Annotated in this window: 17 protein-coding genes; 12 read left to right on the top strand and 5 right to left on the bottom strand. The window is 39.2% G+C overall.

Going from position 1 to position 15906, the window contains the following annotated elements; genetic code table 11:
* The first annotated feature begins 49 nt into the window (after positions 1–49).
* The 3 genes from G4Y78_RS03115 to G4Y78_RS03125 all read left to right on the top strand — a co-directional run bounded on the left by G4Y78_RS03115 (position 50) and on the right by G4Y78_RS03125 (position 2656).
* Positions 50–838: a sulfite exporter TauE/SafE family protein gene (locus G4Y78_RS03115; protein ID WP_163831576.1), complete on the top strand. Its 789-nt coding sequence runs from the start codon at positions 50–52 to the stop codon at positions 836–838.
* 100 nt (positions 839–938) lie between these two features.
* A complete protein-coding gene (gene lgt / locus G4Y78_RS03120) occupies positions 939–1790 on the top strand; it encodes a prolipoprotein diacylglyceryl transferase (RefSeq protein WP_163831579.1) in 852 nt (283 codons plus the stop codon).
* Positions 1791–1822: 32 nt separating this feature from the next.
* Positions 1823–2656, top strand: coding sequence for a thymidylate synthase (locus G4Y78_RS03125; RefSeq protein ID WP_163831581.1), 834 nt, complete (start codon positions 1823–1825; stop codon positions 2654–2656).
* A 129-nt stretch (positions 2657–2785) separates the two neighbouring features.
* Here G4Y78_RS03125 and G4Y78_RS03130 read toward each other — a convergent pair whose 3' ends face one another.
* Together G4Y78_RS03130 and G4Y78_RS03135 are read right to left on the bottom strand one after the other, a co-directional pair.
* On the bottom strand, positions 2786–3025 hold the full coding sequence (locus tag G4Y78_RS03130; RefSeq protein WP_163831583.1) for a YgdI/YgdR family lipoprotein: 240 nt from the start codon (positions 3023–3025) through the stop codon (positions 2786–2788).
* 455 nt (positions 3026–3480) lie between these two features.
* On the bottom strand, positions 3481–4080 hold the full coding sequence (locus tag G4Y78_RS03135) for a hypothetical protein (RefSeq protein WP_163831585.1): 600 nt from the start codon (positions 4078–4080) through the stop codon (positions 3481–3483).
* Positions 4081–4352: 272 nt separating this feature from the next.
* Here G4Y78_RS03135 and G4Y78_RS03140 point away from each other — a divergent pair, with 272 nt between their 5' ends.
* The gene (locus G4Y78_RS03140) at positions 4353–5132 is read left to right on the top strand and encodes an alpha/beta fold hydrolase (RefSeq protein ID WP_163831587.1); all 780 of its coding nucleotides are present in this window, start codon (positions 4353–4355) and stop codon (positions 5130–5132) included.
* On the opposite strand, the gene G4Y78_RS03145 is transcribed toward G4Y78_RS03140, so the two are convergent.
* Both G4Y78_RS03145 and G4Y78_RS03150 read right to left on the bottom strand, forming a co-directional pair.
* On the bottom strand, positions 5129–5422 hold the full coding sequence (locus G4Y78_RS03145; RefSeq protein ID WP_163831589.1) for a DUF6482 family protein: 294 nt from the start codon (positions 5420–5422) through the stop codon (positions 5129–5131). The two genes, G4Y78_RS03140 and G4Y78_RS03145, sit on opposite strands and share 4 nt — an antisense overlap.
* A 251-nt stretch (positions 5423–5673) precedes the next feature.
* Entirely contained in the window at positions 5674–6363 is a 690-nt protein-coding gene (locus G4Y78_RS03150) for a hypothetical protein (protein ID WP_230425690.1), read from the bottom strand.
* A gap of 193 nt (positions 6364–6556) precedes the next feature.
* On the opposite strand from G4Y78_RS03150, the gene G4Y78_RS03155 reads away from it, so the two are divergent.
* The 4 genes from G4Y78_RS03155 to G4Y78_RS03170 all read left to right on the top strand — a co-directional run bounded on the left by G4Y78_RS03155 (position 6557) and on the right by G4Y78_RS03170 (position 10078).
* Positions 6557–7135 (top strand): DUF502 domain-containing protein, encoded by a 579-nt coding sequence (locus tag G4Y78_RS03155; RefSeq protein ID WP_163831591.1) that lies wholly within the window; start codon positions 6557–6559, stop codon positions 7133–7135.
* A gap of 79 nt (positions 7136–7214) precedes the next feature.
* Positions 7215–7745, top strand: a complete 531-nt coding sequence (locus G4Y78_RS03160; protein ID WP_163831593.1) for a DUF2799 domain-containing protein — start codon at positions 7215–7217, stop codon at positions 7743–7745.
* 112 nt (positions 7746–7857) lie between these two features.
* Positions 7858–8631 carry a response regulator gene (locus G4Y78_RS03165; RefSeq protein ID WP_163831594.1) on the top strand — a complete coding sequence of 258 codons (774 nt, stop codon included), beginning with the start codon at positions 7858–7860 and terminating at the stop codon, positions 8629–8631.
* On the top strand, positions 8615–10078 hold the full coding sequence (locus tag G4Y78_RS03170) for an ATP-binding protein (RefSeq protein ID WP_163831595.1): 1464 nt from the start codon (positions 8615–8617) through the stop codon (positions 10076–10078). The genes G4Y78_RS03165 and G4Y78_RS03170 overlap by 17 nt, the downstream gene beginning before the upstream one ends.
* Here G4Y78_RS03170 and G4Y78_RS03175 read toward each other — a convergent pair.
* Positions 10075–10872, bottom strand: coding sequence for a hypothetical protein (locus G4Y78_RS03175; RefSeq protein ID WP_163831596.1), 798 nt, complete (start codon positions 10870–10872; stop codon positions 10075–10077). The two genes, G4Y78_RS03170 and G4Y78_RS03175, sit on opposite strands and share 4 nt — an antisense overlap.
* Before the next feature lie 167 nt (positions 10873–11039).
* Between G4Y78_RS03175 and G4Y78_RS03180 the strand changes: the two genes are divergently transcribed.
* The 4 genes from G4Y78_RS03180 (at position 11040) to G4Y78_RS03195 (ending at position 15904) form a co-directional block, all read left to right on the top strand.
* On the top strand, positions 11040–12293 hold the full coding sequence (locus tag G4Y78_RS03180) for an ABC transporter substrate-binding protein (protein WP_163831597.1): 1254 nt from the start codon (positions 11040–11042) through the stop codon (positions 12291–12293).
* 400 nt (positions 12294–12693) lie between these two features.
* Entirely contained in the window at positions 12694–13947 is a 1254-nt protein-coding gene (locus G4Y78_RS03185; protein ID WP_163831598.1) for an ABC transporter substrate-binding protein, read from the top strand.
* 168 nt (positions 13948–14115) lie between these two features.
* A complete protein-coding gene (locus tag G4Y78_RS03190; RefSeq protein ID WP_163836372.1) occupies positions 14116–15027 on the top strand; it encodes a carbohydrate ABC transporter permease in 912 nt (303 codons plus the stop codon).
* A complete protein-coding gene (locus G4Y78_RS03195; RefSeq protein ID WP_163831599.1) occupies positions 15020–15904 on the top strand; it encodes a carbohydrate ABC transporter permease in 885 nt (294 codons plus the stop codon). The genes G4Y78_RS03190 and G4Y78_RS03195 overlap by 8 nt, the downstream gene beginning before the upstream one ends.
* The last annotated feature ends 2 nt before the right edge of the window (positions 15905–15906 follow it).

A 15906-nucleotide genomic window follows, 5' to 3' on the forward strand; every position in this document is an offset into this window, starting at 1 on the left:
TGAAAAAATATTCTGAAAACACGTTTATCTATACCTGGCAGATAATTTCATGAGCTTGTTTTTGTCTTATATTTTAGTGGGAATGGTGGCGGGAACCCTTGCTGGACTATTTGGTGTTGGTGGTGGGTTAATTATTGTACCAGTGTTGATTGCAAGTTTTGAATTACAACAGTTTGCTCCTGATATATTGACTCACTTAGCAATTGGAACGTCGCTAGCGACAATTGTGATTACTTCCATAAGTTCCGTAAAAGCTCACCATAATAAGCAAGCCGTTAACTGGCTGCTGGTAAAGTGGTTGAGTTTAGGGATTATTGTTGGCTCAACGTTTGGGGTGTTTTTTGCTGCCTCGTTGTCGGGTGAGAAGTTGCAGCTAGTGTTTGGTATTTTTGCATTTTTGGTAGGGATAAAAATGGCTATTAATTGGGCGCCTGGCCAACAGCTAGATAAAACTAATAAGCCTCTACTGAGTGGTGGTGGTGTAGTGATAGGGTTTTTATCTGCCATTTTTGGTATTGGCGGAGGTACCATGACTGTACCTTTTTTGACTTGGCAAGGGGTGCCGGTTAAGCAGTCAATTGGTACTTCAGCAGCTTGTGGCCTGCCTATCGCTATTGTTGGTACTGCTACTTATATTGTGGTGGGTTGGGGTAATCCAGCACTACCCGAGCTAGCAATTGGTTATGTATACTTGCCGGCTCTGTTAGGAATTATTTTAGCAAGTGTGATATTTGCCAAGCTGGGAGCATGGTTGGCACACAAGCTACCTTCAGACTATGTACACAAGCTGTTTGCTTTATTGCTTTGCGCAGTAGGGATATATATGGTGGCTTTTTAAACAAGCTGCGCATTACTGAGTTGTGCAAAATTCAATCTTTTTGTTGAAGGGTTTTACGGCAGTTGATAACCCATTTCAAGTTATTCAATGAGACGAAATAATGGTATACACCCATAACATAGATAAGGTTGCCCTGGATTTAGGGGTAGTCCAGATACACTGGTATGGTCTTATGTATTTGGTCGGCTTTGCCCTGGCTTGGTGGCTGGCGAACAGCCGGGCAGCAAAGTCGCAAGGGTTGTGGAGTAAAGACCAGGTATCCGATTTAATTTTCTATGGTGCTTTGGGTGTAGTGATTGGTGGCCGTGTGGGCTCCATGCTGTTTTACTATTTTGATGACTTTATTGCTAAGCCATGGATGTTGCTTAAAGTATGGGAAGGCGGCATGTCTTTTCATGGTGGATTGTTGGGTGTACTAGTTGCCATGCTTCTTTATGGCAGAAAAATTAATAAATCCTTCTTTCAGATGACAGATTTTATTGCACCATTAGTACCGCTGGGTTTAGGTGCGGGACGTATTGGTAATTTTATTAATGGTGAACTATATGGCAAACCCACAGATGGTAGCTGGGGGGTTATCTTCCCTAATGCTGGTGTTGAACCTAGGCATCCATCCCAACTATATGAGTTTGCTTTAGAAGGTGTCGTATTGTTTTTGATTTTGTACTGGTTTTCTCAAAAACCACGTCCAAGAATGGCAGTCTCTGGAGTATTTTTACTTGGGTATGGCCTGTTTAGGTCGCTAGTTGAGTTTGTGCGTTTACCCGATGCGCATCTTCAATATATAGCTTTCGACTGGCTGACCATGGGACAAGTATTGTCACTGCCAATGATTATCTTGGGGGTTGTCTTTATTATTCTCGCTTACCAGCGCTATCCTTTAATTAATGGGATGAATGCTGATGACAAGGCATTTTTAGATAAATACCCAGCAGAAGCATCTTCTAAGTAACTTTCACCACTATTGAATATTCGTAAATTAGCATGAAGCAGTATTTAGACCTGATGCACCATGTAAAAGAACATGGTGTTTATAAAGCAGACCGAACAGGTACAGGCACTTATAGTGTGTTTGGTTACCAAATGCGTTTTGACTTGGCAGCTGGCTTTCCTTTAGTGACAACGAAAAAGTGTCATTTGAAATCGATTATTTATGAATTGCTTTGGTTTCTTCGTGGTGACACTAATATTAAATACTTGCAAGAACATGGTGTTTCAATTTGGGATGAGTGGGCTACGCCTGAAGGTGAACTGGGCCCTGTTTATGGTAAGCAGTGGCGTTCATGGGAAGGAAGTAACGGGGAAGCCGTTGATCAGATTGCAGAGTTGATTGAAACCATCAAACATGACCCTGACTCTCGCCGCTTGCTCGTCAGTGCTTGGAACCCGGCAGTGTTGCCAGACACTGGATTGAAGCCCGATGAAAATGCTGCCAAGGGCAAGCAAGCACTTCCTCCGTGTCATTGTTTGTTTCAGTTTTATGTAGCAAATGGCAAATTATCTTGTCAGCTATATCAGCGCAGTGCAGATATTTTTCTGGGTGTCCCCTTTAATATTGCTTCTTATAGCTTGTTAGCCATGATGATTGCACAAGTCTGTGGTTTGGAGTACGGCGAGTTTGTCCATACGCTAGGAGATGCACATCTTTATAGTAATCATTTACAACAAGCAGAAGAGCAGCTATCAAGAAAACCTTTCCCATTACCAAAAATGAACATTAATCCAGATGTAACTGATATATTTTCATTTAATTATGAAGATTTTGAATTAGTTGATTACCAAGCGCACCCGCATATAAAAGCTGCTGTTGCAGTTTAGTTAGGTGTTAATGGTATTTTATTCAAGGCAAGAAGTTGTTACTGGCAGGAAGATCTAATAATCAGAGTAGTAGTGCTGTTAGGGGACGCGCACTACTACAGCGATTCTGATTATGCTTGATAACAAGTATCATAAATAGGCAGGCTCATCACTTTCGCCTATTAAGTAGGAAACACATTCATTAACGTATTTATTAACTGATTGTGAAGGAACTTTATCTTCTGCTGCCCATTCAGTACAAGTAGAAGCGGCTTCTTTAGTCACAATGTTAGAAATGTACTGAGATTCATATCCATCATTGACTGTATTGTTTGAACAGCCAGCGAGAGTTAAGCCAGCAAATAAAACAAAAAGGGTTACTTTTTTCATGGAGTTGTCCTTTAAATGTTTGCATCCTTTTTCACATTGAGTAGTGAATAACGGGCGGTAAAACATAGTCTCAAGCAGAGATAAACTCAAACCTTAAAGTCACAGTTTTTGATTGCTAGCTACTAACCAGTTACCTTCAATTGCAAATCCGTGAATTAGTCTTGACTAAGGTGGCGATGAGTTGCAATCAGGAGCTTGTTATAACTAGCCATCCGCAAGCAATGTATAACGTTGGCTATTTTAAAGTTTCAAAATCTGTGAAAATTTGTAACGTGTATTTTGAATCATTTTGTTGGAAAATAAATAAGCGAATGTGCTTATGGCGATCGTGATACCACCTACGCTGGTAGGAATATTTACAGTGTGCTTGCCTACATAGAGGGCTTAGTACTTGATTATTAAAGGGTTTTATCTGTTCGGAGAAGCCAGTTGTATTTGCTTATTCCTATTGCTAATTAGCTTACTTCAATACAGCCCATACTTAGCTTGGATTTAAGTGAGTCGTTTTCTTTTTCAAGTGTATAGATACAACTCATTAGCTCCTTTGTTTCTATAATAAACCTTTGAATAATAGAGCGAAGGTTTTCTTCAGAGCCAGAGATCAAGTCGTGTTTGCTTGATAACGCTTGTAGTTCGCTATTTTTTAAGTTTGCACTTTCGAGTTCTTGTTGAAGTCTATTTATAGTCTCTTCATGCTGTTTGATGACTTCACTCTGCTGTTGAATGAGTTCTTGTGAGTCACCATCTTCATCATCGGGAGATTCATGGTAGCTCAGTTTCTCCAGTTGTAGTTTCATTATACTAATAACTTTTTCTTGCTCAGTGCAAACAGACTTAAGCTGATGTATTTTTGCTGTTGGCGAATGGTTTTTAAAATATTTTAAAGTTTCAATGAATGGTGGGTGCTTATTTGGTTGATAGTTATATAGCTCTTGCAAGATGTTATAGTGCAGCTTTTTTGCTTTAAATAGTAGGAAGCTAAGCAGAAAACAACAAAGAGCCAGCACAGCAATAACTTCGATGCCAGCATAAAAGAAAAAAGGGGAAATTTCCATTTTGCTACCCCGTGTCTGCAAAGTACCTTGTTATATTATTCTAATACAGTTTGGTTGGTACTTCAGATTAAATTTATAATTTAAGCGAATTTTAAATTTTAACTATAGTCAAACTAGACAGATTGTAGTGGTGTAATAGCGTAGTTATGATGAGTATGCAAAAGCAATGCTGTTGAAAGTACAGGTATACTGAAATGTATATTTTAATATAATTGAAGTCATATTATAATTTCGCTTATTTGATAGAAAGGCTGTTTGAAAGCAAAGCTAGCATGTTAAAACTTCATTATAAAGAATTTGGTGATGGTGAGCCGTTGGTACTGGTACATGGCTTATTTGGTTCGCTGGAAAATCTAGGAGGCATAGCCAAAATATTGGCTAAGCAATTTACTGTATATTCACTTGATATGCGTAATCATGGTCGTTCACCTCACTCGGATAGAATGGATCACCAGTTGATGACCAGTGATCTTGTATATTTTTTACAAGACAAAGGTATCAATAAAGCTCGTTTTCTGGGGCATTCCATGGGGGGGAAGGTGGTGATGCAGCTAGCCTTATCTTACCCACAGTATGTGAAAAAATTGATAGTAGCCGATATTGCTCCCGTGAAATACAGTGCTAGACACAATGATGTATTTGCAGGCTTGTTGGCTATTAATCCAAAAACTATAAAATCAAGAATAGAAGCAGATAAAATCTTACAGCAATATATTTCAGAGATGCCAGTGAGAAGTTTCTTATTAAAAAATTTGGTTAAAAATACAGAGTCAGGTTTTGCTTGGCGTATGAATTTAACTGCCTTGCATAGTCAGTACCATAATATTATTGATGGGCAAACTTTTGATCAGCCCTATCAAGGGGAGGTATTGTTTGTTAAAGGTGGTAACTCTGATTACTTGCAGCCAAGCCATCGTAGTGAAATTTTAGCAATGTTTCCTAATGCACAAGTAAGGGAAATACCGAATACGGGACACTGGCTGCACGCAGAAAAACCCGAGCTATTTTGCCGGGTTGTTGAAAGGTTTTTAGGAAGTAAAGTAGATTATTAGGCCACATTTGAGTGCATAATGGTTTTCCCAGCACATTCGGCATCATTCCCTATCATTTCATCGTAAGGGGTATAGTGGATAAGATTCATGTAGCCAATATTGATGCCGTGAAAGCTTTCTTTAACACTGTTAACACTATGGAAAATAACCGGTTGGTCTGTTATTTCATCTCGAATAACACTGACATGATCATGGATACGGACTTCTGCTATGTATATATCACCTTCATGGGAAATAATGTTGAGCTCATGGACGGGTAAATGGTGTGATTTTATTTTCCTGAGATACATACTCTGAGGCTCCTTTCCTATACAACAGCCGACTAGTCAATCCTAGCTCAATCCTATTAACTTAGCCTACAAATTTAATAAAACAATTTATCATTAGTTATTCGCGATTCACTATAATTTAGGTATTATCACTATAAGTGTTGGTGCATTATTAGAACTTTGAATAACAAAGTGCTTTGTGCGTTAGTTGGCTTAAAAATAGCTTAAGCAATTAAAAGAAAATACTGCCACTATGCTTGATGATAATGTACTTAAATCGGTATAAAAGTTCCGGTTGCCACGCCCCTAACAATAAAATTAATAGTTCGGTTGGTCTTATCAGCAATTATCATCGCCATCATATCTTGTAGCGCAATCATTTTGCCAAATAAACGTTCAAAGCTGAGGTTTGGGGATTTCGTGTTAGTTGCATTAGTAAGTAAAAAAGGTTTTCCTTGCTGGTTACGCCGATGATTAAGTCTCCAGGCCAATACTTCAATATTTCTTGCGCTATTATATAGCTTTTGCTGGTCTAATTCGTTTAATACAAAAAACTCGTTGCGATAATTATAAGACTGTTTGATCATATCGGTTAAGCCAGCCATTAAGGCAAATACCCTATCACCGTTAAAATGGTTGTCAAATGCGAGCAGCATAGCGTCTATAGACTGTTTACCAGACAACTCAGGAAAACGCATGAGACCTGGTTTGTTAAACAGTTGCTTGGTGCGTGTCTCGATAGTATGGTGTGGATTTTTAGCGAGTTCTGCAGGGTTACGTTTATACAGTTTTACTAATAAGCGTTTTAGTTGTTTATCCATATTTTGCCGAACGGAATCGGTAACTAGATCAGTATCGGTTTTGGCTAGGTTTTCTACACGAAAAGATTGATTAGTACAGCTTGTTAAAGCAAAAAAGCAAACAAATAAAATAACAAAGGGTGATTGGTGATATTGCTTCATTCGATTTGAGCACTACTTTTAGATTAAGGTTACTGACTATTTGATTAGGTAATATTTAAAAGATTATGTCATTTAGTACAAAGTTCAATATAAATAAACAGCAACAGAGGTATAAAGTTGCCGATTGAAAACCAGTATACTGAGAATATAGACCAAACAAAGTGTATGTTAAATCAATATTGGGAGCATTTGAATGCTAGATAAAAGTCCTACACAGCGATTAATTGGTAGTTTTCTAAAAGGAGCTGCGATTGTTTTACCTATAGTGTTGTCTTTCTACTTGATTATTGCTGCCAGCCGCTGGATAGATGGTTTGGTTGGGCTCCAAACCCCTGGCTTAGGTTTATTAGTGGTAGTGGTTGGAATGACTTTGGTGGGGGCATTCACCTCCCATCGGCTTGGCCACAAAATTGTTTCCTGGTTTCAAGAATTATTAAATCGTATTCCCATATTAAAAATGCTTCATGGAGCAATTAGTGATGTTTTTGCAGCAGTAGTGGGTAACAAGACAAATTTTAATCAGCCAGTATTAGTTTCTTTGGGTATAGATAAGTCTGTCAAGCTATTGGGGTTTATGAGTGAAATGGCTGTTGGGCTAGAGGATATGGAGGAGCATGTCAGTGTTTATTTGCCTCAGTCATTCAATATTGCGGGTAATTTATTACTGGTGCCAAAGTCGCAGGTGACACTAGTGGATATGGATCCTGGCAAGTTTATGACCTTGATATTGTCAGGTGGCATTGTCAGGAATAGCGAAGATAATCAACAATAGCTCGATATTCAGGGAAAACACAGGAGCAGTGACAAGCTGTATAATGAAACAAGTAGCTGAGTAAGCAGGGGTTCACACAATGCTGTCCAGAACTATAACAGGAGATCAGTTTAGACACTGGTGGTTAGTGAGCCTCACAATACTTGGTCTGACAGGTTGTGCCACTTTAACTCGAGAAGAGTGTTTAGTGGCTAATTGGCGAACGATCGGATACGAAGACGGAGCGAAAGGCCGCTTACCCAGTTTTGTTGCTGAACACCGTAAGGCCTGTGCTGAGCATGGTGTTGTACCAGAGTTGAGTACTTATCAACAGGGTCGAGAGGAGGGGGTTCGCCACTATTGTCGGCCAGCTAATGGGTATTATTTGGGTCGTCATGGCTATAGCTATACTGGTGTTTGCTCTGCAGAAGAAGAGCCAGAATTTTTACGGGCTTTACGGCAAGGGCAGCATGTGTACGAAACTGAGCAGAGGATACGGGAATTAGAGCAAGAGATTTGGCGGTTGCGTGAACGAATAGATAAATCTAATCAAAAGCAAAACTCGCAAGTTCCACCGTCGTCGTGTAGTTTGGTGAAACCCTTTGCATTAGGTATAGTTATACCTTCGTGAATGCCTGATGTGAATAGTTGGTATAGCAGGTGATGAGGGTGTTGCAAAAAGTTGTGAGCGCAGTTAATTGTTGTACGACACCCTCTGACGTTAGGGGGCAATAAAACACCGCATGTATAATGAAAAAAAAATCTTAGTTGTCGATGATGATAATGAACTTCGACAGTTGCTCCATGATTATCTAGCAAAGAATGGTTTTCAAGTCCTTCAGGCCAGTGATGGAGTTGAGCTTTTTCGTTTATTTCCTCAGCAGTCAGTTGATTTAATTTTGTTGGATATAATGTTGCCTGGAGAAGATGGATTTTTACTTTGCCAAAGAATTCGTCAGTTGTCGGATGTGCCTATCATCATGCTAACAGCCAGTTCCGAAGAAACTGACAGCATTGTAGGCTTGGAAATGGGGGCTGATGATTATATGGCCAAGCCTTTTAATCCTCGTGAATTATTGGCAAGGGTTAAAGCTATTTTACGAAGAACTGGGCAAACTGACAGACAACCAGAACCCATTGAGACTAAAAGGTTTTTTTGTTTCTCCAATTGGATCTTAGACTCGACAGCCAGAAAGCTTATTGATGCCCGAACACTAAATGATAAGAATGTTGGTACTGAAAAACACTCGAATGAAGTCACTTTATCTGGTGCTGACTTTGCTCTGTTAATGCTCTTTTTAGAGCGTCCACAAACCATTCTAAAACGCGACGAAATTTCTGACCTAACCCGTGGGCGAGAAGCCAGTCCATTTGATCGTTCAATTGATGTGCATATTAGCCGTTTACGCCATCGCTTAGGTGATGATGGCAAGAACCCTCAGATTATTAAAACGGTGAGGGGGGTTGGTTACGTTTTAGCTGTACCTGTAACCCAGCAAGATGAAGTGGATATCTGAACTCTGGCAACAAAAGCTTTGGCCTGGCTCGTTACGTTGGCGGCTAGTGGCTGTTTTATTATTAGGGGTATTGCTGGCTCAGCTCATCAGTAGTGCTATTTGGATAACTCAGGCACGCCGGGCAGAGGAAGCCAGTGTCACTAACATGGCTAATCATATGGCTTATGGGGTTGCATCTACTGTAAAGTTTTTCCAGTCTTTACCTCTTCAGTATCGTCATATTGTGCTTGATCAATTACGTAACATGGGAGGAACTCGTTTTTTTGTTAGCGTGAATCAAGAGCAAATTATGGTCGATGATCTGCCTGAGAGTTATCTGCATGACATCGTGGTTGATCAATTTTATACAATTTTGCGTAAGGAATTAGGCAGCAAACCAAAAATTATTGTGCAATTTGCTGAAGCAGATAAACTCAAAGTTTTTAATAATAATACTTATCTGACAGATTTACCGCCTCGTTGGGCGCACCATAGCTTACTGATTAAGCCTTTATCTCCTCCTATTTTAGTCACCCAAATAAAACTGGAAGAACAGGAGTGGTTGTATGTTGCTGCACTAATACCACACCCGACGTTTTTAGCTAAAACAGAGTTTATTTCATTTGAACGAGTTTTATTTTTAGGCTTGACCATTCTTTGTGTACTACTTATTTCATTTTTTGCAGTACGCTGGCTGACTGAGCCTTTAGCTAAGTTATCTAAAGCCGCGGATGATTTAGGAAGAGATTTGGATCATCCACCTATTGCAGAAGAAGGCAGTAAAGAAATGATCGCCACAGCGCGTACGTTTAATGCTATGCAACAACGGCTAAAACGTTATATTGACGATCGCGCTAGGTTGTTTGCTGCTATTTCTCATGATTTGAAGACACCGATTACCAGGCTACGGCTCAGAGCAGAGATGTTAGATCAGGATGAAATACGGGGAAAATTTGTCACTGATCTGGAAGAATTGGAAGTTATGGTTAAAGGTGCTTTGCAGTGTGCCAAGGATACGGAGTTGGATGAGCCGCAGTCACCGACTAATTTAATGGATATTATTTATAAACTAAAACGAGACGTGGAAGAAGCTGGTCACTTGATTAATATTAATGGGAAAATAAATAAACCCTATATGGGGAAACCACTGGCCCTTAAACGTTGTTTAACCAACTTGATCGATAATGCTATTTTTTATGGCGAGCGAGCAGAGGTTAATTTAATAGATGGTACTGAGGAAGTTAAAATCATTATCCGTGATTATGGGCCTGGCATTTCACTCGAAGAGCGTAAACATGTTTTTGAGCCTTATTATCGTATCGAAAAATCCCGCAATCGAAATACTGGTGGCACGGGTTTAGGTTTAGGAATAGCTAGAAGTATTGTGAAAGCCCATGGCGGTGAACTTATTCTTGATAACCACCCAGAATGTGGATTGGTTGTTGTTGTTAGCCTGCCAAGGCATTAGCACTCTGGAAGAGGTATATTCAGGCCTTCTTTAATAGAGTTTTGTAACAACTGTTGATATTTTTTGCTACGCTTTAGTCGGCGAACACTGTTACTGAGAGTGTTTTCTATGGGGCCATGACGCTTATGTAAGTAAATGTATAAATTTACATTTAACTCTGAATAAACTTTTATATTTAGTGATCTAAAACAATTTTGTTGTTTATAAAAGTATGCAATTGCTACTGGTATTATAGCAATATCTACTCGATTTCGTTTTAATAATGTTGTTATCTGAATAAGATCTTTTGCTTGAAAAATATGTTCATGCGCTGAAAGAGTATGAGGTAATGACATGCCCCTTATAGTAGTTACTCTGTAGTTTGATATTTCCTGGGTCGACTCAGGTAGTTTACCAAACCCAGCGAAAGCTAAGAAGTAATTAAAATAGCTTGGTTGGATTTTTATTAAATTAGAGTATTCCTGTATATCTAATTCATTAGAAAATAAAAAAATTCCATCTAATTTTCCATTGTTCGTATTGTTTAATGCACGCATGGCGGGAAGAGTAATAATATTAACTTTGCAACCAATGTCAGCAAAAATTAACTTCACAAACTGATCAATAAAACCTTGTTGACTATCTGTATGATATGGAGGAGATAGAGGGGCTGCAAAAGTTAAAGAAGTATTATGGCATGTAGTGATAGGGGGAGGAGTTGCATTTAAATGCTGAACATAACCTGCTGTAAATGCTAGGTTTAGACAGAGTAAAAAATTGATACAAGAAAGCGATAGGGTGTTGTTGATAAACAATAATTGACACCAAGTCTTTAGCTTATTGTACAAAATCAGTTTGCAACATCTATATTAACTAAGTGGTATGTGTGTGGAAACGAAAGCGTCTGCTGACAGTATAGAAAGGTAGTTGAATTACAGCAAATAAAGTATATAGCCAAAATGAATGAGGATAAGGTTGGTATATGAAATTTAAACAGAGAATTTACCTTTTTCTTAGTTTGTTAGTTTGGGCATATAGTCAGATATTAGTTGCTGGGGAAGTAGAAGTATTACACTGGTGGACCTCTGGTGGAGAAGCACGTTCATTGGATGTACTCAAGCAAAAAATGGTAGAGCAAGGTCATAGTTGGAAGGATTTTGCTGTAGTTGGTGGGAGTGGTGACAAAGCAATGGCTGTATTAAAGTCCAGAGCATTATCTGGGTTCCCACCCACAGCTACGCAAATTAAAGGTAAACATATTCAGGAGTGGGGTAAGCTAGGTTTACTCACTAATTTGGATAAAATAGCAGCCGAACAAAATTGGATAGAAATATTACATGACTTTGTAAATGACACAATGAAGTATGATGGTCATTATGTTGCTGTACCAGTTAATATTCATCGTGCGAATTGGTTGTGGGTAAATCCGGAGCTGTTTAAACAAGCGGGTGTAAGTATACCTACAACGTTAAAAGAGTTTTGGCTTGCAGCGGATAAATTAAAAAAAGTAGGAATTATTCCTATTGCCCATGGAGATCAGGCATGGCAAAACTCGACTGTGTTTGAAATGTTATTGTTGGGAATGACTAGTGTGGAATTTTATAAAAAAGCATTTGTGGAGTTGGATAAAGAGAGTTTAAGTAGTGAGAAAATTATTGATGTTTTTGTGGCTTTTAGAAAACTAAAAAATTATATGGATGAAAATATTGCTGATCGAGATTGGAATACAGCTACAAGTATGGTGATAAATGGGAAGGCTGCTATGCAGATTATGGGTGACTGGGCTAAAGGTGAATTTATTGCTGAAGAAAAACAGCTAGGGAAGGACTTCCTATGTATACCTATGCCATCTACTTCTAAAACTTTTTCTTATGTGATTGATAGTTTTATTATGTTTGAGATATCAGATACTGATAATAAAAAAGCTCAAGCATCGTTAGTAAAAAATATCCTGGATAAGCAGTTTCAGAAAACATTTAACATGAATAAAGGTTCTATACCTGTTCGTAAAGATATTGATGTTGATACCTTTGATTTATGTGCAAAAGCAAGCAGGAGCACCCTTGTAGCAGACAGTTATGCTAATGTATTGCCTAGTTTTTCTTATGGTATGGCTACCTCAATATATACTCAAGATGCGATCTTTGATATAGTAACAGATTTTTTCCGTAATGAAAAAATCACCCCAAAACAGGCTGCTGAGAAACTGACAAGGGCTATAGAGGATAGCTTTTAATCAGCTTCTGCTGGCTTTAATGTTTTTGACATTAAAACTTCATTGTTGTCATTTAGTCATTTTGTTTAGTCAGAACTGATAGTTGATCACCGTTTTGTAACAAATTAGAGTGTGACGTTTGTAGCAAACTGCTTAGATGCTAGATATAACTTTTTTCAGCCCTTCGACTTTTTTGTAACCAAATCTTAACAGGGTTGATTGAAAAGCAACCAATTCACCCGCCTCTTAAAGATTAAGTGCCACACTTGTAAGACTTTGTTACATTAGCTTGCGTTATCTTACGTTACATCCTCTAGCGCTCTTAATACACTCCAGGTAGTCGCTATAGTGCAGGAGTGCACTCTTTAGGGGCATTTGTCAGAGACAGACGACGATAATAATTATTTACAGGGTCTGATTTATGAAAAAATTTAAAAAGTCATTACTTGCCATTGCTGCTTCCAGTGTTATGAGCTTAAGTGCCTATGCTGGAGAAGTTGAGGTATTGCATTGGTGGACATCTGGTGGTGAGGCCAAGTCTGTCGCAGTACTGAAACAACTGCTTGAAAAACAAGGTCACACCTGGAAAGACTTCGCTGTCGCCGGGGGTGGTGGTGAAAGTGCGATGACTGTATTGAAGTCTCGTGCAGTTTCCGGAAATCCTCCTTCTGCTGCCCAGATTAAGGGGCTGGACATTCAAGAGTGGGGAGAACTGGGCTTTCTTACTGACTTAGATAAAGTGGCAGAAGAAAACAAGTGGTCTTCTTTAATGCCTGAAATCGTCAGTAAAGTAATGAAATATGATGATCAGTATGTAGCTGTGCCAGTCAACGTGCACAGAGTAAACTGGTTATGGGTTAACCCCGAAATCTTCAAAAAAGCCGGTGCTAAAGTACCTACCACTTGGGCTGAATTTAAAGAAGCGGCTGAAAAAATCAAAAAAGCTGGTTTTGTACCTCTAGCTCATGGTGGCCAGGCTTGGCAGGATGCAACTGTATTTGAATCAGTTGCGTTAGGTCTTGGTGGTCCAGAGTTTTTCCGCAAAGCCTTTGTTGAGCATGACATGAAAACCTTGCAAAGCGACAAAATGGTTGAAGTGTTTGAAATGTTCAAAAGCTTGAAGCCTTATATGGATAAAGATGCTCCTGGCCGTGACTGGAACATTGCGACCTCTATGGTGATTAAAGGTGAAGCAGCGATGCAGTTAATGGGAGACTGGGCTAAAGGTGAATTTGCTGCAGCGGGCAAAAAGCCAGGTGAAGATTACCTCTGTGTTCCAGCACCGGGTACGCAAAACAGCTTTACTTTTAACATAGATAGTTTTGCTATGTTTAATGTGAAAGACCCAGAGAACAAAAAGGCCCAGGCTGCCTTGGCAAAAACCATTCTTGAGCCTGAATTCCAAGAAGTATTCAACCTGAACAAAGGTTCTATACCTGTGCGTTTAGGAATGAATATGGATAAGTTTGATAGTTGTGCCAAAGACTCCATGAACAGCTTTGTTTCCACTAGTAAGTCGGGTGGCTTAGTGCCAAGTATGGCTCATGGAATGTCTACAACCTCTTATATACAAGGTGCAATTTTTGATGTGGTCTCTAACTTCTTTAATAGTGACAAAATGTCTGCTAAAGAAGCCACTCAGAAATTAGCCAAAGCTGTTAAAGCCAGTATGTAAGTGGTCAATGCTAGCTGTGGCTACAACTGCAGCTAGCATTTTCGACTATTTTATAGCCTGTTTTAAATTACTGAAAAATATTAGCCTGGTTTTTTTGTCTGGCTGGTTAGGGCTCTATAAGCAGATTAAACAAAGAGAGCTTGTACTATGAGTGTGCATGCAGAAGAGATGCAAGTAGTGACTGCAAAAGTAAAAAAGAAGCCGCTGCTTGACTTAGTTGCGGATCAGATACCTAAGTTGGTGCTTTCGCCAACCATTTTAATGACCGTAGTATTTATTTATGGATATGTAATCTGGACGGGTGTGTTGTCTTTCACCAAATCCAGTTTTTTACCCAATTATAAATTTGCGGGTACTTTGCAATACGAAAAATTATTCGAAAATGACCGCTGGGGTGTCGCTGTAGATAACTTATTTGTGTTTGGCGGTTTGTTTATTTTAATTTGTCTGGCATTGGGCATTTTTATTGCTATTTTGCTTGACCAACGCATTCGTGCGGAAGGGGCCATCAGAACCGTATTTCTTTATCCAATGGCGCTTTCTTTTATTGTAACGGGTACAGCTTGGAAATGGATTTTAAATCCTAGTCTAGGTCTTGAGCGTTTAGTTAAAGACATGGGGTTTGAAAACTTTACTTTTGACTGGCTAGTTAACACTGATATGGCTATTTATACTCTGGTTATAGCTGCGGTATGGCAGTCTTCCGGATTTGTCATGGCGTTATTTTTGGCTGGTTTGCGCTCAATAGATAGTTCAATAATTAAAGCAGCACAAATCGATGGTGCGAGCTTACCAAAAATCTACTTGCGGATTATTCTACCTAGTTTACGTCCAGTATTTTTCAGTGCTTTTATTATCCTGTGTCATATCGCAATCAAGAGTTTTGACTTGGTAAAAGCCTTAACTAATGGTGGTCCAGGTTATTCTACAGACTTACCTGCGACGTTTATGTATGCCTTCTCATTTACTCGTGGCCAAATTGGTTTAGGTTCTGCTAGTGCTATGATGATGCTAGCTGGTGTATTAGCGATTCTGATTCCTTACTTATATTCAGAGCTGAGAGGTACCCGCAATGCATGATAATACTGTATTAGGGCCGCAGACCTCTTCTGCAAAACTAGGGCGGGTATTTATTTACGCAATTTTGGCATTTTTAGTTTTATTTTACTTAATGCCATTGGTGGTAATGCTTTTAACATCAGTTAAAAGTATGGCTGATATTCGTACGGGTACCTTAATTTCCTGGCCAAAAGAGTTTGTGTTTGATGCTTGGGGCAAGGCTTGGTCAAGCGCCTGTACTGGTGTCGCTTGTGAAGGTGTTTCTGGTTACTTTTTCAACTCTATTAAAATCGTTTTGCCTGCAGTACTTATTTCCACTTTTCTGGGGGCATTGAATGGTTATGTATTAACAAAATGGAAATTCAAAGGTAGTGACTTATTTTTTGGTTTGTTGCTATTTGGTTGTTTTATTCCATTTCAGGTAGTGCTGTTACCCATGGCTCAAACCCTCGGGTGGTTAGGTTTGGCTAATACCACGGCAGGTTTAGTGCTAGTTCATGTTGTTTATGGTATGGCATTTACTACTTTGTTTTTCCGCAATTTCTATGTTTCTGTGCCTTCAGAGCTGGTGAGTGCAGCAAAAATTGATGGTGCAGGCTTCTTTACAATTTTCTGGCGAATTTTATTACCTGTTTCAACACCAATTATTGTAGTTTGTGTTATCTGGCAGTTTACCCAAATCTGGAATGACTTCCTGTTTGGGGTCGTTTATGCGGCAGGTGATACACAACCAATAACCGTTGCGCTGAATAATCTGGTAAATACCAGTACTGGCGTGAAAGAATATAATGTCGAAATGTCTGCCGCCATCATTGCTGCGTTGCCTACCTTACTGGTTTATGTTTTGGCGGGTAAGTACTTCGTGCGTGGTTTAACTGCTGGGTCTGTTAAGGGGTAATG

This window comes from Spartinivicinus ruber (assembly GCF_011009015.1).
Lineage (GTDB): Bacteria > Pseudomonadota > Gammaproteobacteria > Pseudomonadales > Zooshikellaceae > Spartinivicinus > Spartinivicinus ruber.